The following is a 19761-nucleotide window of genomic DNA, read 5'->3' as shown; positions in this document are numbered from 1 at the left end:
TCTTCTACTGATCAGGCTGCCAGGCCCACTGCGGTCTTTTGCATACCGACGAAACCGGGCAAGGCCTCGATGCGGGCCAACCAGGCACGTACATGAGGATAGTCGGCGAGCGAGACATTGCCTTCCGGTGCATGGGCGATATAGCTGTAGTTGGCAATGTCGGCGATGCTGGGCTTGGCGCCGAGCAGGAAGTCGCGGCCTGTCAATTCAGCATCCATCACCTTCAGCAGGCCATGGGCGCGATTGATCACTTCCGTCGCGTTGAAGCCAGCACCAAACACCGTCACCAAGCGAGCCGCTGCGGGGCCGAAGGCCACCAGGCCAGCCGCCACCGACAACCAGCGCTGCACGGCAGCCTCGCCGGCCGGGTCGGCGGGCAGCCAGTCGTTATTGCCGTATTTGCGAGCCAGGTAGACCAGGATGGCATTGGAGTCGGCCACCACCGTGCCTTGGTCTTCAATCACCGGCACCTGGCCAAATGGGTTCAGCGCCAGAAAGCCGGGCTGCTTTTGCGCGCCTTTGCGCAGATCCACTTCGACCAATTCGGTCGGCACATGGAGCAGGGACAGTGCCAGCCGCACGCGGTGTGCGTGACCGGACAAAGGGAAGGTGTAGAGCTTGACGGAGTGATTGATTGCTGCGGACATGGGGTTCTCCAAAAGATGAGGTGTGAAACAAAGAAAGGGGCTCAATCGGGTTTCGATTTCTGCCTTCGCTGCCTTGCTGTGCAGCGAATGACTGAACTGTCCTCCTATCACGCCCCCAATAGAATCCCCGGCGCAAGCAAGTCACTATTCCGAAATGCGGAATAAACCATGAATGAACGCCCGCTTGCCCCATCTGTCACATGATTTAAGGCGCATGTGGCGGTCCGTGATGGCACTCCGCCTTTGCTCAGGTAAACCGCTCGACTTAATCGTTAGCATTCGCTTAGGCACCCTTACAATCGCCGATCCAATCTGCTGACCGGACACGATTTCTCGAAATGCAAGTACCTACAAGCGAATACCTCGAGCTGTGCCGCGCAGCAATGCTCAAGGAACAAAGCCTTTCACTTGAGCAAACCAACAACTGGGCGCATGTCGATAGGCAGCAAGTGCATGCAGACTGGGCCAATTTGTACAAAGAATTGGCGCCCCTGATTGATTCCTCAGAAGCTAGGGCCCCGACGATCCAGGCCCTGATCGCCCGGCACTATTCCATCGCCTCGCGCTTTTACATACCGTCCAGGGAGGCCTATATCGGCATGAGCCTGTTCTATGCCGAGAACGAAGGCATGCGCGATTTCCACAATGGCTTCCACCCCGAGATGGTTGAATTCCTTGCGCAAGGCATGTTTGAATATGCCCAAGCAAAGCTGTGAGTCCATGCTCTAGCCTGCAAACTCAGACCTTCTTCCATTCTTGACACAGCGGGCCGCAAGGCAGGCTGCCGTCTAACTCACAGCTCTCACCTGGTATTCCATGCATACAGCCCTGCTCATCATTGACGTTCAAAACGCGCTGTGTTTTGGTGAGTACGCAGCTTTCGACAGCCAAGGGCTGATCGAGCGTATCAATCAAGTCAGTGCCAAGGCGCGGGAAGCTGCTGCGCCGGTCATCTTGATTCAACATGAAACCAAGGGCGGCGGGCCGCTGGACCACGGCAGCGAGGGTTGGCGTTTGGCAAAAGGCCTCAATGTCGCCAGTACGGATGTCATCATTTCCAAGACGGCGACCGACTCCTTCCACAATACGGCCCTGCAGGCCGAGTTGCAAAGTCGCGGCATTCAGCACTTGATCATCTGCGGGCTGCAAAGCGAATTCTGCGTGGACACCACTACGCGTCGCGCGCTTGGACTTGGCTATGCCGTCAGCTTGATTTCCGATGGGCACTCGACCATAGACAACGGTATCCTGAGCGCCGCGCAGATCACGGCCCACCACACCGCAACGCTGTCCAATATCACCAGCTTCGGGCCAAGGGCCACGCCAGTCAGCGCAGCGGCACTGAGGATTGATTAAGGGCTGTTGGTCGGTCACACCCTAGGGGCATCCAAGAATCGGTGGAGACTCAAAGCCCCAAATCACTCAGGCTCGCATGCTCATCGGGCCGGCGCCCCAGAGGCCAATGGAACAGGCGCTGGCTGGCCTGGATCGGCAGATCGTTGATGCTGGCGTGCCTCACGGCCATATAGCCCAGCTCATCAAATTCCCAGTTCTCGTTGCCGTAGGCGCGGAAGCAATTGCCGGCTTCGTCGCGATATTCGTAAGCGAAGCGCACGGCGATGCGGTGACTGTCAAAAGCCCATAACTCTTTGATCAAACGGTAATCAGACTCGCGTGCCCACTTGCGCTCCAGCATTTGCCGGATTTCCTCACGGCCGCGCGGAAACTCGCTGCGGTTGCGCCAGCGACTGTCCGGCGTGTAAGCCATAGACACGCGCTGCGGGTCGCGGCTGTTCCAGGCGTCTTCGGCCAGCCGTACTTTCAGAATCGCGCTCTCGCGGGTGAATGGCGGCAGCGGCAAACGGGGTGCTTCTAGATTCATGAGGTTTCCTCTGCTCAACTCTTTGAGTGTTCGGCCGAGTCACCATGACTCGGCCGAAGCTAAAGCCTGCTCTGAGCTTGATATCAGACTGCCGACTTGGCCTTCACGACGGGGAAGTCAATGTCGGTGTGCGCCACATTGTTGACGTAATTGGTCAGCACATTGAGCGCCACATTCAGCACGATCTCGACCACGCTGGCTTCATCGAAATCGGCGGCGCGCAAGGCAGCCAGATCGGCGTCGGCCACCTGACCACGCGACTCAGACACGCGGCGCGCAAAAGCCAGCGCTGCGGCGGTGCGGGCATCGTCGGACTTGCCATCGCGGGCGGCGGCTACTTCGGCGGCGCTGATCTTGGCGACGTTGGTGGCCAGGTAGCTATGGGCGGACAAGCAGTAGTCGCAAGCATTGAATTCGGCCACCGTCAGGGCGATGCGCTCGCGCAGTTGCACGCTCAGCTTGCCTTTGGCCAGCGCGCCGTTCAGCGCCAGATAGCCTTCCAGCGCGGCCGGGCTGTGGCCGACCAGCTTCATCAAATTGGGCACCACGCCGAGTTGCTGCTGCACGGCGGCAAGCAATGGCTTGGAAGCGGCGAGGGATTGGTCAACGGAAGGGATGCTGATGCGTGACATGGTGGTTTCCTTGAGAAGAGAAGTGAGGTCATTCGTCTGTCGGCACGTTCCGGAGTTTGTGCGTCTGCAGCGAATGACTGAACTGTCCTTGATTCGCCTCCTGATTAGAATCACCTGCGCCACCAATACACCGTTACGCCAGGAGAAACAATTGGACCGTCTGCACCTGATCAATGTCTTTGTGGCCGTGGTGGATGCCAGCGGTTTTGCCGGCGCTGCGCGCAAGCTGAACATCTCGCCGCCGGCCGTCACGCGGGCGATCAGCGAGCTGGAAGCGCACCTGGGCGTACGCCTTTTCACACGCACCACGCGGGTCGTGCGGGTGACCGATGCGGGCGCGCGTTATGTCGAGGATTGCCGGCGCGTCTTGGCCGATCTGGCCGAGGCGGATGAGTCGGTCAGCGGCATGCATGGCGCGCCGCGCGGCCGCCTGACGCTGACCGCGCCGGTGCTGTTTGGCGCTCTGTTTGTTACCCCCATCGTGACCGAATACCTGCAACGCTACCCCGAGGTCAACGCATCCTGCTGGTTCTTGGACCGGGTGGTGAACATGATGGACGAGGGTGTGGACGTAGCGGTGCGTCTGGGCGAGCTGCCCGACTCCAGCATGCAGGCGGTACGTGTGGGTCGAGTGCGGCGGGTGATCTGTGGCTCGCCCGACTATCTGGCCGCTCACGGCACACCACAGACGCCCGAGGAGCTAACGCAGCACAGCATCGTGTCCGCCAACGCCGTCTCGCCGACGCCGGAATGGCGGCTGTTCGACAAGGGCGAGCCCAAGCTGATCAAGCTGCAGCCACGCATGCTGACCACCACCAATGACTCGGCCGTGGCAGCCGTGGCCTCGGGCTTTGGGCTCTCGCGGCTGATGTCTTATCAAGTGGCCGAGCATGTGCGCGCGGGCCGGCTCAAGATCGTGCTCAGCGAGTTCGAGCCGCCGGATCTGCCCATCCACTTGGTGCACCGCGAAGGCCGCCATGCCTCCAAGAAGGCGCGGGCATTTCTGGATCTGGCGATCGAGCGCCTGCGCGCCAACCCTGCGATCAACTGAGGCCTGCGGCTGTCACGGAACCCGCCACCTTGACCTTCAGCTCGGCAACTTCGGCCCGCAAGCGCGCCAACTCCGCCCGCAGTGGCGCAATGCCTTCGTCGATCTCGGCCTCGGAGAATTTGGGGCTGATGTGCTGCGGGCAGTTCCAATCAAAGGCCTCGACGCTGATGATGGCCGCGCGCTCGACCCGCGCCCGGTAGCCGGGCAGTTCCAGCCGCGCCAGCGTTGCCGAGAATTCAGGGTCTGCCGGGTCACTGAGCAAGCGCACCCGGCCGAGAATCTTCAAACGGCGTTGATTGGCGTAGTCCATCAAGAAGATCGAGACCCGCTCATTGCCCTGCAGATTGCCGACGCTGATGTACTGACGGTTGCCGCGGAAGTCGGCATAGCCCAAGGTCTGGCCGTCCAAAACCTTCAAGAAGCCGGCCGGCCCGCCCCGAAACTGCAGATAGGGCCAGCCGGTCTCGCTCACGGTGGCTTGGTAAAAGCCATCGCGCTCGCGGATGAAGGCGGCCTCTTGCCCGCCCAAACTCACAGGACTCTTGGGCGCATGGTCGAGCCCTGCATAAGCCGCACGGCTGCCCATACGCGACTGCATGGCACGGACCGAAGCGGTGAAGGCAATGTCTGCATAGGCGCGGCTCATGGCGGGCTCCAGTGTTTTATTCAGTTAGCTTGAGCTGTTTTGCTGCTGTCTAGGCGGCTTTCAGCAAGGGTGCCAAATCCCCTCGACGCTCCAGCTCAAGCAGATCGTCATAGCCGCCCACATGCTGGCTACCGATGAAGATTTGCGGCACGGTGCGCCGCCCGGTGCGTTCCACCATTTGGTCGCGCAGCTCGGCGCTTTGGCCGATATTGAGCTTGACCGCATCGGTCACACCGTGGCGAGCCAGCAAGCGCTCGGCTTGGGTGCAGTAGGGGCAGGTCGAGGTGTGAAAAAGAGTGACGGCGTTCGACATGAGGATTTCCTTTTGGCTTGGCGAGGAGCGAACTATGCGGGAGCCCGCCCGCAGACGGAATCTCCTCAGCCGTCAATTCACTTATGCGAGAACTGGAACAATCACCTGCACCCCAACGCCGTAACCGGCGGTCCGGAAGCGCGCGGTTCGGCCACACAGCCGGCGCACAGAGGCCGGCGCGCTATGCTGGGCCGCTTATGAACCCAAGAACTCGCCGCGTCGTGCAAGCCCTGCTCTACGAAGTTTTCGCCGTGGCTGCCGTCGGCCCTGCCCTGGCGCTGATGTTTGAGCAAGCCTTGAGTTCCACGCTCGGCCTGGCGGTTCTGATGTCCACGGTGGCTCTGGCTTGGAACTATCTGTTCAACGGCTGGTTCGAGCGCTGGGAAGCCCGGCAGTCCATCAAGGGCCGCTCCTTCAAACGCAGGCTCGCGCATGGTCTTGGGTTCGAAGGCGGCCTCGTCGTGTGGCTGGTCCCCATCATGGCCTGGTGGCTGAACACCTCGCTGCTCCATGCCCTGGTGGCGGACCTGGGGGTGTTGGTATTCTTCTTCGTCTATGCCCTGGCCTTCACCTGGGCTTTTGACCGTGTCTTTGGCTTGCCCCAGTCGGCCGCGCCGCCAACGCAGACATAGGAAATCCAGCACAGCCGTTCAGGTCAAGCTCAGTGAACTGTCCTGAGCATGCAGTTTTGCCGCTTCGATGTGTTCATGAGGATCGTGACTAGGTGTGTCAGGTGCTTCATCGCCATTTGTGCAGCAATGCACGTTTTGACTACCCCCCCCCNCCCCCCCCCCCCCCCCCCCGCAAGCCAGGGATGGTTGATTCGCAGGAGTTGATCAGAATCAAGTCCAGGCCGAAACCCTTGGCCCTCACAAACTCCGTAACAAACAACTCAGGGACTGCCCCATGAACTTCCAGAAGATTGCATTTGCTGCCTTGCTTGCCGCTTCGTTCGGCGCCGCCAACGCGACCGTGGCGAAGACCACGCCGGTAGTCGGCACGACCGTCTATAGCGAGAACTTCAATGGCGGCTCATCCTTCACCGGCGGGTACTTCAATGCGTTTGGCCCTGATGACTACATGTGGCTGTCCGCCTTGGGCGCGACTTCTTCAAGCTACTCGTTCACTGTCGGCGCGCTGGCCTCGCTTGATGTGTCCTTCAACTACAAGGCGCTCGGCAACACCAGCACGGTGTCGCTGACCGGCCCGCAAAACCAGAGTTGGAATCTGTCGTCCACGGGCTTAGGCTTTTTGATTGCAAACCCGGGCGCCAACAATGGCAAGGCGTTCTCGATGGCCCCTCTGAACAAGCTGGCTGCAGGCGACTACAGCCTGAATTTCGCGACCTCCGGTCTGGCTGGCGTGGCTGGCCTCAAGGTTGACGATGTCACCATCACCATCGTGGCCGCTCCGGTGCCGGAGCCGCAAACCTATGCCTTGATGGTGGCAGGCTTGGCAGCCGTTGGTTTTGTCGCTCGTCGCCGCCGGCCCGCCTGATCCGACAAATGATCAGCTCAGTGCCAGTCTTTTCAGGGGCCTACGGGCCCCTTTTTCATGGCGCCAAAGGCCAGGATTGGCTCAGAAGCTCAACACAAAGGCCGCCCCGCCCGTGGATCAGATGGCGAACCACGGCCAAGAGCTTGGCGCTGCACGCCTCGCTCACGGCTTAGCTCATTTCTCTTGAGCCACCTGCTGCACCTTGAAGCTCACACCCAGGCTGGCCCCGGGGCCGGGGCCGATTTCCAGCTCGCCGCCGAGCTGACGGGCCAGATCGCTGGCGAGTTGCAGACCCAAGGATGTTTTTCGCCTAACTTCAAAATCAGCCGGCAGACCGAGCCCGGTGTCGCTGACTTGCAAACGCCAGTAGTCGGTATCGGCCAACGGCTGCAAGGAGACGCGGACCTCGCCCTGACTGCCGGGTGGAAAGCCATGCTTCAAACAATTGGAGATCAGCTCGTTCACCAACAGGCCGCAAGGCATGGCTTGGTCCATATTCATTCGCAGCGGACTCAAATCCAGCACCAGGCGCAGCATGCCGCCATCCGGAGCCTGTGCCCGGAAGGCCTCGCCGGTCAGCTGGCGTAGATACTTAGCCAGATCGACCGCCGCAAAAATACCGCTGCGGTAGAGCGACTCATGCAGCAAGGACATCGAGCGGATGCGCGCCTGCATTTCATCCAACACGGTCTTGACCCCCGGCTCGGCACTGCGCCTGGCCTCCAGCCTCAGCAAGCTGGTGATCACCTGCAGGTTGTTCTTGACCCGGTGGTGAACCTCGTTGAGAAGGGCAACTTTTTCATTCAAGGAGGTTTGCAACACTTGCTGCGCCAGCTTTTGCGCCGTGACGTCTTGATCAACCCCCCACACATGCAAGACCTGACCCTGGGCGTCAGCGACCGAGACCACTTTGGAGGAGATGTGTCGCAGCTCGCCCCCATCCAGGCTATGGATGCGGTACTCGATGCTGAACTGCTGGGCCGAAGACCGGGCACTTTGAATGGCGAGCGCTAGACGCTCATGGTCGTCCGGGTGGACGGACTCTTTCCAAGCGCCGGAAGCGGGCACACCGTCGGCCCGCTTGCGGCCATAAATATTGAACATCTGATCGGACCACACCGGCTCGCCCCTGGCCACCGGCCAAACCCAGCTGCCGATACCGGCCAGCTCTTCGGCCATGCGCAGCCGGCTCTCGTTGAGCTGCAGGGCAAGGGCGGTTTTTTGCCGCTGAGTGATGTCACGGAACACCCACAAGCGCCCGCGCGGCTCGCCATTGATCATCAAGGGCACAAAGTCGCGCAAGAGCGTACGTTGATGGGTGCAGGCAACTTCTTCATCGTGCACCGCGATGCCCTGACTCAGCAATTCAGCCACTCGGGCCAGGCCCGCTGCGGGGTTGGCCAAGCTGAGGTTGGCGGTCTTCATCATCATCTCGTTGTCCATACCGATCAATTCGGCCGCTAGGCGGTTCAAGCCGAACATATCGCAAAAGGTCTGGTTGGCGTAATCGACCGTGCCGTCGTTATTGACCAGCAAGATGCCGTAATAGACATTGGCCAAAACCTGCTGATAGCGATCGACCGTGGCGCTCAACAGAGCGGCAGCGCTGCGGGCAGCGGTGACGTCGCGGGCCACGCCGTGGTAGCCGAGGAATTTGCCCTCGGCATCGAAGCGGGGCAGACCTGAGCTGAGGTAGACCGCGAGTTGCCCGTTGGCCTCGATCCGGCTCATCTGAAACTCATCGAAGCGCTCATGGCGCTCCAGCAGCGCCCGATGCTCCTGCCAAACCTGCTCCTCCATATCCACCCAAGGCAGGTCCCAGCGAGTTTTCCCTAGGCGGGACTGGCGCGAGCTGTTGAGCGCGGCGCCATTCAGGCCGGTCATGGTGGTGAAGCGGAAATTCTCGTCTTGCTCCCAGTACCAATCGGAAGACAACTCGATCAAGGCCCGAAAACGCGCCTCGCTTTGCTGCAGATCGGCGAAGGCGCGCTCGCGGACCTGGGTTTCGCGCTTGAAGGCATCCAGCATCAGGTTGAATTGCGCGGCCACCTGGCGCACATCGGCGCTGCCGGCCAGGTCAGCGCGCGCCTCCTGATCGCCGGCCGCGACGCGCCGCGCGGTGTCGGCCAAAAGGTCTATCGGCCCGGCCACCCGCAGCCCCAAACGCCAAGCCAACAGCAGGGCCAACACCAGCACCGCCAGCCCCGCAACAATGGTCCGCTGCAAGGCAGCATGAAATTCAATCAAGACCTCGGCCTCGGGCAGGCCCGCCACCACCCGCCAGTTGCTGCCCGGCAAGGTTTGATAGGCCATGCGGCGCACAACGCCGTCCATACCCTGAACGGATACAAATCCGTCACGCTGACGCCTTGCGGCTTCGGTGCCTGCGCCGGGTGCCGCTTGACCAATGTATTTGTCGGCACCGACGGATCGCATGGCAATGCCTTCACGCTGATCTACCACCGTGGTCAAGGCGGTCGAGGGCAGTCCGACCAACAAATCGGCGCTGAGTTTTTGCAGGTCAACCACCATGCGAAGCAGACCTATTCTTTCGCCCTGGGGGTTGCGGACCGGGTATGACAGCAACGAAACCCAGTGCCCGCTGCCCGAGCCGGGCTCGACGCCACCCACGGTGAAACCCTCATGTTTCAAAGCCTGGACAAAATCGACCGAGTGACTCATCTCGGTGGCGGGAGCCAAAGTGGGCAAGGTCGAGCAAATCGGCCGGGCCTGCAAATCACGCAGCACCAGGCTGCTCAGGCGCGGATCCAAGACCACCAGATCGCGCATCAACAATTCGCAGCCGGCGGGATCCATGGACCGAATACCCGGCATCTCGGCCAGGCGGGCCAGAAAAGCTTCTTGCTGCGCGAAGTAGCGACTCAGATTGGCCGCCTGGCCATGGGCCATTTCTTTAACCCGCTCATCCGCTTCGTTACGTACATGGGCCAACTCCGACGCCATCTGCCAAGTCAGCATCGCGGCCAAGGGCAAGCAAACTAGCAAGACCAGCGCATAGATTTGCTGGCGAATACCGAGGCGGGCCAGCCAGGCGCTCATTCGGGCTGGCGCTCGTCGAGGCTTTTGTCTATGACCAAGACCTGGAGGGCTTCTGTGCTGAGAGACATGGGCTGAAGAATGGAATCGATTCAGCCGGATCTTAGCGACGAAAACAGGCCTACTTGCGCTCGGCCAACAGGCTTTGGCAACGCTCTTCGTGCTGGCTGATTTCGGCCAAGGTGATCTCGATGTCATCGAGTTGCTGTTCCAGCGCTTGGCGATGCTGCTGCAAGACCTGCAAAAACGCTTTCAGTTGCGGCGCGGCGCCGGTGGAGGCGTCGTACATATCGACCAGTTGCTTGATCTCCTGCAGCGTCAGCCCCAGGCGCTTGCCGCGCAAGGTCAGCTTCAAGCGGGTGCGGTCGCGGTGCGTGTAGACCCGGTTGCGCCCGGCCCGCGACGGCTCCAGCAGGCCCATGTCCTCGTAGAAGCGAATCGCGCGCGGCGTGATGTCGAATTCGGCCGCCAATTCGGTGATGGTGAACAAGCGACCATTGCTGTCGGAGGTCGGGGCGACGCTGGCTTGGGTACTCATGGCTAAACTGGGAGCTTCAGTGACGTTAACGTAAACGTCAGTTTACGACCTTGTGTGCCGGACCGCCCGAGCGAAGCGAGTAGCTCGGGCATCAACTGACTAAAAAAATGGCCAATCCCCGCGAGTCAGAACTTCTCTACCCCATGGGCGACGCGCTGCCCGCTGCCGGCAGCGTGCTGGAGATCGCAGCCGGCGTACGCTGGCTGCGCATGGGCCTGCCGTTTGCGCTCGACCATATCAATTTGTGGTTGCTGCGGGACCATGTGGATGGTGTGGATGGCTGGGCCATCGTCGACTGCGGCGTCGCCAATGACGCTACCCGCGCCAACTGGGAGCAGGTGTTTGCAAATCATTTGGAGGGGCTGCCCGTGTTGCGCGTGATCGTCACGCACTTTCACCCGGACCATATCGGACTGGCGGCTTGGCTGACCGAGAGGTGGAGCGGCCGCGCCGCAGAGCCGCCCCAAGGCGAGGCCAGCCCCCTCGGGGGGGGCGACGCGGCAAAGCCGGTGAGCTTGGGGGCGAACCGTGAATGCCGGCTATCCATCAGCGCAACCGACTTCAATCTTGCCCGGCTGGCCAGCGGCTCGACCGTGGGCATGGGCGGGGAGGCAGCGGCGAGCTTCTTTGCCAGCCACGGCCTGACGGACGAAGATTCACTCGCCAAGATTCGCGGCCGTGCCAGCTATTACCCCAGCATGGTGCCGGCCGTGCCGAGCAGCTTCCATCGACTGATGGATGGCCTGAGCATCAAAATCGGCGCCCACGACTGGGTCTGCCACACCGGCTATGGCCACGCGCCAGAGCACATCAGCCTGCATTGCCCGGATTTAGGCCTGCTGATTTCCGGCGATATGGTCTTGCCGCGCATTTCGACCAATGTGTCGGTTGTCGATGTCGAGCCCGAGGCCGACCCTTTGACGCTCTACCTGGCATCACTGGAGCGCATGCTCGCCCTGCCGGCCGACACCTTGGTGCTGCCCTCGCATGGCAAACCCTTCACCGGCCTGCACGCCCGCATCGACCAGTTGCGCGAACACCACGCCGAACGCTTGGCCGAGGTGCAGCAAGCCTGCGCCGCCAAACCCTGCCATGCGGCCGAGTTGCTGGCCATGATGTTCAAGCGCAAGCTCGATCTGCACCAGACCACGTTTGCGATGGGCGAGTCGGTCGCGCATTTGAATGCGCTGTGGCTGAGTGGGCAACTGCGACGCAGCTTGGATGCGGACGGGATCTACCGCTTCAGCGCCGTCTGAACTGATATCGCCGGCAGAGCGGAAAAAAAAAACCGCCGCCGCTGAGCTTTTGACAGCTCGACGACGACGGGTTCTCGGCCCTTTTTATCGCATCCGACTCGAACCAGGCCTTTGCCATGGGTGTGGGCCTGTTGAAGATCAAAGGTCCTTCGAGCGAATCTGCGCCGGCGCAGACTCTTGATGCAGGTGATGACAGCTAATACGCACAGTTTGCTTGGCTAGCCACGAATCCACAATCCCCCTCTTTGGTGGGATAGACCAGCGTCTTTTGGTGTTTGCTAGGTATTCAGATATTGCGCCAACAGGCCAGGCGCGCCGCTACTCGGCAATGATGGACTCTTCGCGCAGCCGGCTGCGCGCTTGCTCGTAGCCGGGCAAGACCGAAGCAACCACCGCCCAAAAGCGTGCGCTGTGGTTCATTTCGCGCAAGTGGGCCAACTCATGGGCGACGACATAGTCAATGATGTCGGGCGCGAAATGAATCAGCCGCCAGTTCAGCCGGATGCTGCCGTCGGCGCTGGCGCTGCCCCAACGGGTTTGCGCCGAGCTCAGGCGCAGCTGCGTCATCTGAACCCCCAGTGCTGCAGCGAAATGTTGGCAGCGCGGCTCGAACGCGGCCCGCGCTTGTCGCTTAAGCCAAGCTTGCACGGCATCCCTGACCTGCTCTTGCGAAGCCGTCAGAGGCAGGCCCAGCTTGAGCAGCACGCCGGATTCATCCAGCCGCACACCTCTGGCCTCAGGATCCAGTCGCAGCCAGATCAGCCGGCCCAAAAAATTGAAACTGCCGCCGTCGCGCCACTCGATCCGGGCCGCTTCGACACGTCGCGCACGTTCGCGCTGCTCGACCAGCTTGCGCAAAATCCAGTCTGATTTTTGCAACAGTGCTCGCTCGATATCGGCCTGCGGCAGCCATCGCGGCGCGCTGACGCGCAGCCCTTCACTGCCGATCACAAAGCCGATGCTGCGCCGGCGCGCACGCCGCAATTCATATGCGACGCGCTGCTCGCCGAGGTGCAACTCACACAAGGGACTGGCCTCGGTTTTGACGCGTGCCTGGGGGCCTGTGGGCGCGGGTGGCGAAGGCGGGGATGGCGGAGATGGCGCACCAAACAAAGACAGCTGCGGTGGTTCTTGCAACAGCTGAGCGAGGCGCTTGAGCATGGCGTTAAGTCGTCAGGGCTTGGCGGCGACCGTGGCCGCGTCGCTGGAGGCCTCTGGCGCATAAGCCTCGGGGTCCAAACGGCGCATTTCCGCTTCGATCCAGCCCTCCACCTCACGCATCAGCTCGGCCGACTCGCGGCCCACCGAGGCAATGGGCTTGCCAAAAGAGATATCGACGACGCCGGGGCGCAACAAAAAACTCTTGCGCGGCCAGCAGCGCGCCGAGGTCGCCGCGATCGGCACGATGGGCACGCCGGTGTCGATTGCCAAACGGCTGCCACCGGACTTGTACTCGCCTTTTTGGCCACGCGCGATACGGGTGCCTTCGGGGAACATGATCACCCAATGCCCCATCGCCGCCAAACGCTTGCCCTGCGCCGCCACCTTAGCCCAGGCCTGTGCGCGTTTGCTGCGGTCGATATGGATCATGTCCATACGGGCCATCGCCCAGCCGAAGAAGGGCACATACAGCAGCTCGCGCTTGAACACATAGGCCAGCGGGTGCGACATCAGCGCAGGGTAGGCAAAAGCCTCCCAGGTGCTTTGATGCTTGGACAAGAGAATCACTGCCGATTTGGTGTCGGCCTCGGCCGGCAGATTCTCCATGCCATGCAAGCGCCACTGCACGCCGCAGATATAGCGCGCGCCATAAATCGCCAGTCGCAGCCAGGCCGCGCAAGCCCAATAGACCCGGTCACCCTTGGCGACGATAGAAATCAGCAAAACCGCCGTCGCCCAGGGGATCACCGTGATGATCAGAAAAAGCACGAACAACAAGGAGCGCAGAGCAGATAAAAAGAGAGGCATCAGGTCAGGTCTCCAGGACCGGTATTCAGGGCTAGGGACTCGCCACGGGCATCGGCCTTGTTGCGGCGTTCGGTATTGATCAGGCCTTCGGCAAAAGCACTCAGGCTGTCATGCAGCTTGGCGCCGGGCACCAAGTCCAGCAAGGCGGCCAGCTGGCTTTCATCAAGATCGCCCAAGCGGTCGCTGCGCACCAAGTGCGGTATGCAGCCGGCCGCTTGTGCGGTTTTCAAATCACGCAGTGAGGCGCCCACCATATGCACCTGGCCCAGATCAACGCCAAAGCGCTCGCCAATTTGCGTCAGCATCCCCGGCAGAGGTTTGCGGCAATCGCAGCCCTCCTCCGGCGTGTGCGGGCAAAAGAAGGCTGCATCCAAGCGGCCGCCCTTTTCGGCTAACAACTGATTCAGGCGGATGTGAATAGCCGTCAAAGAGGCCATGTCCAACAGGCCACGGCCGATGCCGGGCTGGTTGGTGGCCAGCACGGTGTGCCAGCCCGCCTGATTGAGCCGCGCCACCGCTTCCAAGGCGCCCGGCAGCGGGGTCAATTCCTCGACCACTTTGACATGGTCATCGCGGTATTGATTGAGCGTCCCGTCTCGCCCGAGGATGACGAGCTTCATGGTGTGGCTGTGGTCGGAGCGCATCAATCGTCCTTGTCGTGCTTCAGTGGCGGCTTCAGCTGGCCAGGCGAGACAGATCGGCGACCCGGTTCATCGCCTCGTGCAAGGTCTTCAGCAGGCCTAAGCGATTGGCGCGCAGGGCCGCGTCCTCGGCGTTCACCATCACGCCCTCAAAGAAGGCATCGACCGGCGCCCGCAGCGTCGCCAGCTCGCGCAGGGACGCAGCATATTCGCCCTGGTGGAAGAAGGCATCGCTCAGGGCTTGCACCTGCGCCAAGGCACCGGCCAACTCCTTCTCGGCCGGCTCTTGCAGCAGCGCCGCATCCACGCGCGCCTCAACAGCTTGCTCGCTCTTCTTCAAGATATTGCCAATGCGCTTGTTGGCAGCAGCCAGCGAAGCGGCCTCGGGCAACGCGGCAAAAGCACGCACCGCGCCCAAGCGCGCTGACACGTCGGCCAGGCGCTGCGGGCGCAAGGCCAGCACCGCATCCACCTCTTGCGCGCTATAGCCCTGCTCACGCAGCGAGCCGGATAGGCGGTCGAAGATGAATTCGCTCAAGGCCACGCTCGGGTCCTTGATCAAGGTGCCAAAGGCAGGCAGCGCCGCTGCGATCAAGGCATCCAGACTCAGACCGGCAGCACGCTCGCTCAACATGCGCACCAAGCCCAAGGCATGGCGGCGCAAGGCGAAGGGGTCTTTGTCACCGGTTGGCAGCTGGCCGATGCCGAACATGCCGACCAGGGTCTCCAGCTTGTCGGCCAGCGCCACCACCAAACCAACCTCGTTGCGCGGCAAATCGTCGCCGGCAAAGCGGGGCTTGTAATGGTCTTCAATCGCGAAAGCAACCGCCTCGCTCAAACCGTCATGGCGAGCGTAATAGCCGCCCATGATGCCTTGCAACTCGGGGAACTCACCGACCATATCGGTCAACAAATCAGACTTGGCCAGCTGCGCGGCCTGATCAACCTGCGCGGTCAGAGCTCCGCCGCCCAACTGCGCGGCGATGGCGCAGGCGATCGCACGAACACGCTCGACCCGGTCACCCTGGCTGCCCAGCTTGCCGTGGTACACAACCTTGGCAAGGCCAGCCACCCGCGAGGCCAGCGTCTTCTTGCGGTCTTGATCGAAGAAGAACTTGGCGTCGGCCAAGCGCGGGCGCACCACCCGCTCATTGCCCTGAATTACCGCGCTGGTATCGCCGGGGCTGATATTGCTGACGACCAGGAACTGGTTGGTCAGCTTGTTTTCAGCGTCCAGCAGCGGGAAGTATTTCTGGTTCGCCTTCATGGTCAAAATCAGGCATTCCTGCGGCACCGCCAGGAACTCGGCCTCGAACAGGCAGCTCAGCACATTGGGGCGCTCGACCAAGCCGGTCACCTCGTCCAGCAAGGCTTCGTCGCTAATCGGCTTCAGGCCCTGGCGCGCAGCGGCAGCGTCGAGCTGACGGCTTATTTCAGCGCGGCGCTCGGCAAAGCCGGCGATCACGGCGCCCTGCTCGCGCAGCTGCGCGCTATAGCTGTCGGCGCTCTCAATCGTCAGGTTCTCAAGCTGGGACTCAAAGCGATGGCCTCGTGTGCTGCGACCCGAGCTCAGACCCAAAGCTTGAATCTCGACCACATCGCTGCCGTGCAAGGCCACGATGCCATGGGCCGGGCGCACAAATTTCACATCGGTCCAGCCGTCGCTGAGCTGATAGGTCATCACCTTGGGGATAGGCAGCTTGGCCAGGGTCTCGTCCAAGGCCTTTTGCAAGCCCTCGGCCAAGCTGGCGCCGGGCAGCAACAGGTCCAGGAACAAGGCCTCCGCCTTGCCGTCCATCGCACGCTTAAGTTGCGGCAAAGCAGAGGCATCGGCGCCCACGCTGGCGAGCTTCTTCAGCAGCGCCGGCGTCGCTTGACCATCCGCCGTCAAGGCCACGGCCACCGGCATCAGCTTTTGCTGCACGGCGCGATCGGCGGCCTTGGGCGACACATCGCTCAAATGCAGGCCAAGGCGGCGTGGCGAAGCAATGGCCGTGGCCACGGCCGCAGGCCCGACCAGACCTTGCGCCTTCAGGCTCTCGACCAACACGCTGGAAAAAGACTCGCCGAGCTTTTTAAGCGCCTTCGGCGGCAACTCTTCGACGAACAACTCGATCAATAAATTCTGGTGGGCAGTCATGGCTCAGGCGGCTTTCTTTTCAATCTGCGCCAGCACTTCAGCGGCACGCTCTTTCAAGGCCATCGGGAAACCCAGACGGGCACGGCTGTCCAGATAGCCCTGCGCCACGGCTCGCGCCAAATTGCGGATTCGGCCGATATAGGCGGCGCGTTCGGTCACGCTGATGGCCCCGCGTGCGTCCAGCAGGTTGAAGCTGTGGCCGGCCTTGAGCAACTGCTCATAGGCGGGCAGCGCCAGCTGCTGCTCCATCAGGTGCTTGGATTGCTTCTCATGCGCCGCAAATGCGGTCAGCAGGAAATCGACGTCACTGTGCTCGAAGTTATAAGTCGATTGCTCGACCTCGTTCTGATGGAACACATCGCCGTATTTCAAACCAGGCGTGTATTCGAGGTCATAGACCGACTCGACGCCCTGCAAATACATGGCCAGCCGCTCCAGGCCATAGGTGATCTCGCCGGTGATGGGCTTGCAATCGATGCCGCCGACCTGCTGGAAGTAGGTGAACTGCGTCACCTCCATGCCGTTGAGCCAGACCTCCCAGCCCAGACCCCAGCAACCCAGGGTCGGGTTTTCCCAGTCGTCTTCCACGAAACGCACATCGTTCTTCTTCAGATCGAAACCCAGCGCCTCCAAAGAGCCCAGATACAGCTCCAAAATATTGGCCGGGGCCGGCTTGAGCACGACCTGGTATTGGTAGTAATGCTGCAGGCGGTTCGGGTTTTCGCCGTAACGGCCATCCTTGGGCCGGCGGCTGGGCTGCACATAGGCGGCCTTCCAGGGCTCAGGGCCGATCGCACGCAAAAAAGTCGCGGTGTGGCTGGTGCCGGCGCCGACTTCCATATCGAAGGGTTGCAACAGTGCGCAGCCTTGCTTGGACCAGTAGTCCTGCAAGGTCAGAATGATTTGCTGGAAGCTCAGCATATTGTTTTCATAGCCGGTAATTGAGAAAAGCCGCCCGTGATGGACGGGTATTGCGCCCGATTCTACGAGGCGCGGCGACGCCAGCCCGCCAGGCCCAGCACGACAGCGATTGCAAGCCACAAAGGCCAAAGTCCAAAAGCCTGTAGCCAGCGCGCATAAGGCGTGCTGCCACTGCGGCCTTCAAGCTCGGCTTCCAGGACGCCGGCCGTGGCCGGCGCCAACCTTGCGGTGACGCGACCGCGATGGTCCACCACGGCGGTCGCGCCGGTATTGGTGGAGCGCACCACCGGGCGCTGAAACTCCAGCGCGCGCATCTGCGAGAACTGCAGGTGCTGGTCTTGCACCATCAAGGTTCCGAACCAGGCCAGATTGCTGGCATTGACCAACACCGTGGCGGATTGCTCGCCCACCACACTGCCGACAAAGTCCTCACCGAACAGGTCTTCATAGCAAATCAGGGGCCGCAGCCGCTGACCCGCCACATCGAAGCTGCGCTGATGCTGGCCGCGCGCCTGATCGTCCAAGGGGATCTGCAAAGCGCTCACAAACCAATGAAAGCCGGGCGGTATGAACTCGCCAAAGGGCAGCAAATGCCGCTTGCCGTAGTCATAAGCCTGCGGCCCGCCAAAGCCCACCAGTGAGTTGACATAGCCCACCCGCTCATTGCCCAAGAAACTGCCCAGCAAGAGCGGCCGCTGCTGCGCCACCCGCTCCATGCGCTGGAGGAAGACGGCGTCCAGATAGTCCAGCGGCAGCGGCACCACCGACTCGGGCGTGACGATGACCTGGCCCTGCGCCGACTCGATCTGCAGCGCCAGTCGCTCCAGATTCGCGTCCATCAGTTCACGGTCAAATTTTTGATCCTGCCGCACATTGGGCTGCAACAGACTGACCCGCAAGTTGCCGGTGCTGACGCTGAAATCCTGCGGCAACTGCGTACCCACGGCCAGCACAAGCGCCATCAAAGCGACCGGCCGCCAGAGCTGTAGGCTCAAACCCGTTGAGGCCAAGCCAAGCGCCGCTGCGCTTAAGGCCGCCAGTGCCGTGATGCCGTAAACACCAACCCAAGGCGCCCAAGCCGCCAAGGGCCCGACCGTGTGGGCATAGCCGGAGGCCAACCAGGGAAAGCCGGTCAGCAGCGTCGCGCGGCCCAACTCGGCCAGCAGCCAGCAGGCCGCCCACACGCTGATGCGGCGGAATGGCCGCGCGCCCGCCGGCAAGAGCCAAGCGGCCAAGGCCATGGTGGCGGCGTAATAGCAGGCCAAAAACGCCGCCAAACCGAGCACAGCGATCGCGGCCAAGAGCCAGGGAAGATGGCCGAACTGATGCAGGCTGACATGGATCCACCAAACACCCGAGCCCAACCAAGCCAAGCCAAACAAGCCGCCCAGGCTGGCCGCCCGGCGCGGTGTCGCGCCCAGGGTGAGCCGCGCCAGCAGCGCCAGCGCGAACAGCTGCAAGTACCAGGCCTCCAGCGGCGCGAAGGCGGCCGTATGGGCCAAGCCGGCAAGCAGCGCCAGCGGGCCGGCAAATCTCAGGCGCATCGGCGGAGGATCAAGCTGCAGGCTTGTCGGCGCGGGTGACCTTGAACCAGCGCACCGAGCCGCCCCGGGTCAACATCACCGAAAAGCGCAGACCGCCAACCTCGACGGCCTCACCGCGCCTGGGCACGCGGCCATGATGCTGGGCGATCAGACCGCCAATGGTGTCAAAGTCCTCCTCAGAGAAATCCACTTCGAATGACTGATTGACCGCCGCGATCGTGGTGTCACCGGCGACACGCTGGCTGCCATCGGCCAAGGTGTAAATGCTGGATTCACCGTCCTTGTCGTCGAATTCATCCTCGATTTCGCCGACGATTTCTTCCAGCACATCCTCGATGGTGATCAGGCCGGCGTTGTTGCCGAACTCATCGACAACGATGGCCAGATGGTTGCGGTTGGAGCGAAAGTCGCGCAGCAACTCGTTCAAACCCTTGCTTTCCGGCACAAAACTGGCCGGCCGCAGCAGCGCGCGCAAGTTCAGTTCAGGCGCCCGCTGAATTTTCAACAAGTCTTTGGCCAACAAGATGCCGATGATGTTGTCACGCTGGCCATCAAACACGGGGAAGCGTGAATGGCCGGCTTCGATCACGCTGGCGAGCAGTTCTTCGTAAGGGGCGTCGATGTCCAGCAGGTCCATGCGGGGCGCGGCTACCATCGCGTCACCGGCGCTGAGCTCGGCCATGCGCAGCACGCCTTCGAGCATTTGCAGCGATTCCGGCTCGATCAACTCACGCTGCTCGGCCTCGGCCAGGGTCTCCATCAGTTCGGACTTGGAGTCCGGACCGGGATGGAGAAACTCGAACATGCGCTCGAACAGATTGCGAGTCTGGCTGCGCGCGGAAGAAAGCGAAGGGCCGCCCCGAGCTTTCTTGCCCCCCTCGGGGGGCGGACGACGCACATCGTCGGCCTGGGGGCGTTCAGACGCGGCATGTTTTTGGCCCCCTCGATGAGGAGGCTTTATAGGATGAGGGTCAGACACTGGGACGGGCGTGTCGTAGTTGCACAGGCTTGCAGAATAACCGATTGAC

General features: G+C 61.8%; 20 protein-coding genes. 6 read left to right on the top strand and 14 right to left on the bottom strand.

Going from position 1 to position 19761, the window contains the following annotated elements; all coding sequences use genetic code 11:
* Positions 1-11: 11 nt before the first annotated feature.
* Entirely contained in the window at positions 12-647 is a 636-nt protein-coding gene (locus LNV08_RS14625) for a glutathione S-transferase family protein (protein WP_263534456.1), read from the bottom strand.
* Positions 648-985: 338 nt separating this feature from the next.
* Here LNV08_RS14625 and LNV08_RS14620 point away from each other — a divergent pair, with 338 nt between their 5' ends.
* Both LNV08_RS14620 and LNV08_RS14615 read left to right on the top strand, forming a co-directional pair.
* Positions 986-1363, top strand: a complete 378-nt coding sequence (locus tag LNV08_RS14620; protein WP_263534455.1) for a TipAS antibiotic-recognition domain-containing protein — start codon at positions 986-988, stop codon at positions 1361-1363.
* 100 nt (positions 1364-1463) lie between these two features.
* Entirely contained in the window at positions 1464-2003 is a 540-nt protein-coding gene (locus LNV08_RS14615) for a cysteine hydrolase family protein (RefSeq protein WP_263534454.1), read from the top strand.
* Between the two features lie 49 nt (positions 2004-2052).
* Here the strand turns inward: LNV08_RS14615 and LNV08_RS14610 are convergent, their stop codons facing one another.
* Complete coding sequence (locus LNV08_RS14610; RefSeq protein ID WP_263534453.1) at positions 2053-2529, bottom strand: nuclear transport factor 2 family protein; 477 nt, start codon at positions 2527-2529, stop codon at positions 2053-2055.
* A gap of 83 nt (positions 2530-2612) precedes the next feature.
* Positions 2613-3161 carry a carboxymuconolactone decarboxylase family protein gene (locus tag LNV08_RS14605; protein WP_263534452.1) on the bottom strand — a complete coding sequence of 183 codons (549 nt, stop codon included), beginning with the start codon at positions 3159-3161 and terminating at the stop codon, positions 2613-2615.
* 151 nt (positions 3162-3312) lie between these two features.
* On the opposite strand from LNV08_RS14605, the gene LNV08_RS14600 reads away from it, so the two are divergent.
* Positions 3313-4212, top strand: a complete 900-nt coding sequence (locus LNV08_RS14600; protein ID WP_263534451.1) for a LysR family transcriptional regulator — start codon at positions 3313-3315, stop codon at positions 4210-4212.
* Here the strand turns inward: LNV08_RS14600 and LNV08_RS14595 are convergent.
* A complete protein-coding gene (locus LNV08_RS14595) occupies positions 4205-4858 on the bottom strand; it encodes a pyridoxamine 5'-phosphate oxidase family protein (RefSeq protein WP_263534450.1) in 654 nt (217 codons plus the stop codon). The two genes, LNV08_RS14600 and LNV08_RS14595, sit on opposite strands and share 8 nt — an antisense overlap.
* Positions 4859-4907: 49 nt before the next feature.
* Entirely contained in the window at positions 4908-5171 is a 264-nt protein-coding gene (gene grxC / locus LNV08_RS14590; protein WP_263534449.1) for a glutaredoxin 3, read from the bottom strand.
* A gap of 197 nt (positions 5172-5368) precedes the next feature.
* Between grxC and LNV08_RS14585 the strand changes: the two genes are divergently transcribed.
* Both LNV08_RS14585 and LNV08_RS14580 read left to right on the top strand, forming a co-directional pair.
* A complete protein-coding gene (locus tag LNV08_RS14585) occupies positions 5369-5803 on the top strand; it encodes a PACE efflux transporter (RefSeq protein ID WP_263534448.1) in 435 nt (144 codons plus the stop codon).
* A gap of 274 nt (positions 5804-6077) precedes the next feature.
* A complete protein-coding gene (locus tag LNV08_RS14580; RefSeq protein WP_263534447.1) occupies positions 6078-6668 on the top strand; it encodes a PEP-CTERM sorting domain-containing protein in 591 nt (196 codons plus the stop codon).
* A 174-nt stretch (positions 6669-6842) separates the two neighbouring features.
* Here the strand turns inward: LNV08_RS14580 and LNV08_RS14575 are convergent, their stop codons facing one another.
* Entirely contained in the window at positions 6843-9728 is a 2886-nt protein-coding gene (locus tag LNV08_RS14575; RefSeq protein ID WP_263534446.1) for a histidine kinase dimerization/phosphoacceptor domain -containing protein, read from the bottom strand.
* Between the two features lie 118 nt (positions 9729-9846).
* Positions 9847-10263 carry a MerR family transcriptional regulator gene (locus LNV08_RS14570; RefSeq protein ID WP_263534445.1) on the bottom strand — a complete coding sequence of 139 codons (417 nt, stop codon included), beginning with the start codon at positions 10261-10263 and terminating at the stop codon, positions 9847-9849.
* A 107-nt stretch (positions 10264-10370) separates the two neighbouring features.
* Between LNV08_RS14570 and LNV08_RS14565 the strand changes: the two genes are divergently transcribed.
* Positions 10371-11519, top strand: a complete 1149-nt coding sequence (locus LNV08_RS14565; protein WP_263534444.1) for an MBL fold metallo-hydrolase — start codon at positions 10371-10373, stop codon at positions 11517-11519.
* Positions 11520-11837: 318 nt separating this feature from the next.
* Here LNV08_RS14565 and LNV08_RS14560 read toward each other — a convergent pair whose 3' ends face one another.
* From LNV08_RS14560 to LNV08_RS14530, 7 genes are all read right to left on the bottom strand, one after another.
* A complete protein-coding gene (locus LNV08_RS14560; RefSeq protein ID WP_263534443.1) occupies positions 11838-12680 on the bottom strand; it encodes a M48 family metallopeptidase in 843 nt (280 codons plus the stop codon).
* A gap of 12 nt (positions 12681-12692) precedes the next feature.
* Positions 12693-13487: a lysophospholipid acyltransferase family protein gene (locus LNV08_RS14555; protein WP_263534442.1), complete on the bottom strand. Its 795-nt coding sequence runs from the start codon at positions 13485-13487 to the stop codon at positions 12693-12695.
* On the bottom strand, positions 13487-14107 hold the full coding sequence (gene gmhB / locus LNV08_RS14550; RefSeq protein ID WP_263534441.1) for a D-glycero-beta-D-manno-heptose 1,7-bisphosphate 7-phosphatase: 621 nt from the start codon (positions 14105-14107) through the stop codon (positions 13487-13489). The genes LNV08_RS14555 and gmhB overlap by 1 nt, the downstream gene beginning before the upstream one ends.
* A 55-nt stretch (positions 14108-14162) precedes the next feature.
* Complete coding sequence (gene glyS, locus LNV08_RS14545) at positions 14163-16268, bottom strand: glycine--tRNA ligase subunit beta (RefSeq protein ID WP_263534440.1); 2106 nt, start codon at positions 16266-16268, stop codon at positions 14163-14165.
* 3 nt (positions 16269-16271) lie between these two features.
* Positions 16272-17189: a glycine--tRNA ligase subunit alpha gene (gene glyQ / locus LNV08_RS14540; RefSeq protein ID WP_263534439.1), complete on the bottom strand. Its 918-nt coding sequence runs from the start codon at positions 17187-17189 to the stop codon at positions 16272-16274.
* Positions 17190-17251: 62 nt separating this feature from the next.
* The gene (gene lnt / locus LNV08_RS14535) at positions 17252-18733 is read right to left on the bottom strand and encodes an apolipoprotein N-acyltransferase (RefSeq protein ID WP_263534438.1); all 1482 of its coding nucleotides are present in this window, start codon (positions 18731-18733) and stop codon (positions 17252-17254) included.
* A 10-nt stretch (positions 18734-18743) separates the two neighbouring features.
* A complete protein-coding gene (locus LNV08_RS14530; RefSeq protein WP_414858744.1) occupies positions 18744-19538 on the bottom strand; it encodes an HlyC/CorC family transporter in 795 nt (264 codons plus the stop codon).
* Positions 19539-19761: the final 223 nt, after the last annotated feature.

It is taken from the genome of Paucibacter sp. TC2R-5, assembly GCF_025717605.1.
Taxonomy (GTDB): domain Bacteria; phylum Pseudomonadota; class Gammaproteobacteria; order Burkholderiales; family Burkholderiaceae_C; genus Paucibacter_A; species Paucibacter_A albus.
Note: the sequence above shows the minus strand (reverse complement) of the source record. Positions and strands in the feature narration are given on the sequence as shown.

Bases quoted from the DNA above. Each gene is read 5' to 3' on its own strand.
- LNV08_RS14625 (WP_263534456.1), bottom strand. From the start codon at position 647: ATGTCCGCAGCAATCAATCACTCCGTCAAGCTCTACACCTTCCCTTTG.
- LNV08_RS14620 (WP_263534455.1), top strand. From the start codon at position 986: ATGCAAGTACCTACAAGCGAATACCTCGAGCTGTGCCGCGCAGCAATG.
- LNV08_RS14615 (WP_263534454.1), top strand. From the start codon at position 1,464: ATGCATACAGCCCTGCTCATCATTGACGTTCAAAACGCGCTGTGTTTT.
- LNV08_RS14610 (WP_263534453.1), bottom strand. From the start codon at position 2,529: ATGAATCTAGAAGCACCCCGTTTGCCGCTGCCGCCATTCACCCGCGAG.
- LNV08_RS14605 (WP_263534452.1), bottom strand. From the start codon at position 3,161: ATGTCACGCATCAGCATCCCTTCCGTTGACCAATCCCTCGCCGCTTCC.
- LNV08_RS14595 (WP_263534450.1), bottom strand. From the start codon at position 4,858: ATGAGCCGCGCCTATGCAGACATTGCCTTCACCGCTTCGGTCCGTGCC.
- grxC (WP_263534449.1), bottom strand. From the start codon at position 5,171: ATGTCGAACGCCGTCACTCTTTTTCACACCTCGACCTGCCCCTACTGC.
- LNV08_RS14585 (WP_263534448.1), top strand. From the start codon at position 5,369: ATGAACCCAAGAACTCGCCGCGTCGTGCAAGCCCTGCTCTACGAAGTT.
- LNV08_RS14580 (WP_263534447.1), top strand. From the start codon at position 6,078: ATGAACTTCCAGAAGATTGCATTTGCTGCCTTGCTTGCCGCTTCGTTC.
- LNV08_RS14575 (WP_263534446.1), bottom strand. From the start codon at position 9,728: ATGAGCGCCTGGCTGGCCCGCCTCGGTATTCGCCAGCAAATCTATGCG.
- LNV08_RS14570 (WP_263534445.1), bottom strand. From the start codon at position 10,263: ATGAGTACCCAAGCCAGCGTCGCCCCGACCTCCGACAGCAATGGTCGC.
- LNV08_RS14565 (WP_263534444.1), top strand. From the start codon at position 10,371: ATGGCCAATCCCCGCGAGTCAGAACTTCTCTACCCCATGGGCGACGCG.
- LNV08_RS14560 (WP_263534443.1), bottom strand. From the start codon at position 12,680: ATGCTCAAGCGCCTCGCTCAGCTGTTGCAAGAACCACCGCAGCTGTCT.
- LNV08_RS14555 (WP_263534442.1), bottom strand. From the start codon at position 13,487: ATGCCTCTCTTTTTATCTGCTCTGCGCTCCTTGTTGTTCGTGCTTTTT.
- gmhB (WP_263534441.1), bottom strand. From the start codon at position 14,107: ATGAAGCTCGTCATCCTCGGGCGAGACGGGACGCTCAATCAATACCGC.
- glyS (WP_263534440.1), bottom strand. From the start codon at position 16,268: ATGACTGCCCACCAGAATTTATTGATCGAGTTGTTCGTCGAAGAGTTG.
- glyQ (WP_263534439.1), bottom strand. From the start codon at position 17,189: ATGCTGAGCTTCCAGCAAATCATTCTGACCTTGCAGGACTACTGGTCC.
- lnt (WP_263534438.1), bottom strand. From the start codon at position 18,733: ATGCGCCTGAGATTTGCCGGCCCGCTGGCGCTGCTTGCCGGCTTGGCC.
- LNV08_RS14530 (WP_414858744.1), bottom strand. From the start codon at position 19,538: ATGTTCGAGTTTCTCCATCCCGGTCCGGACTCCAAGTCCGAACTGATG.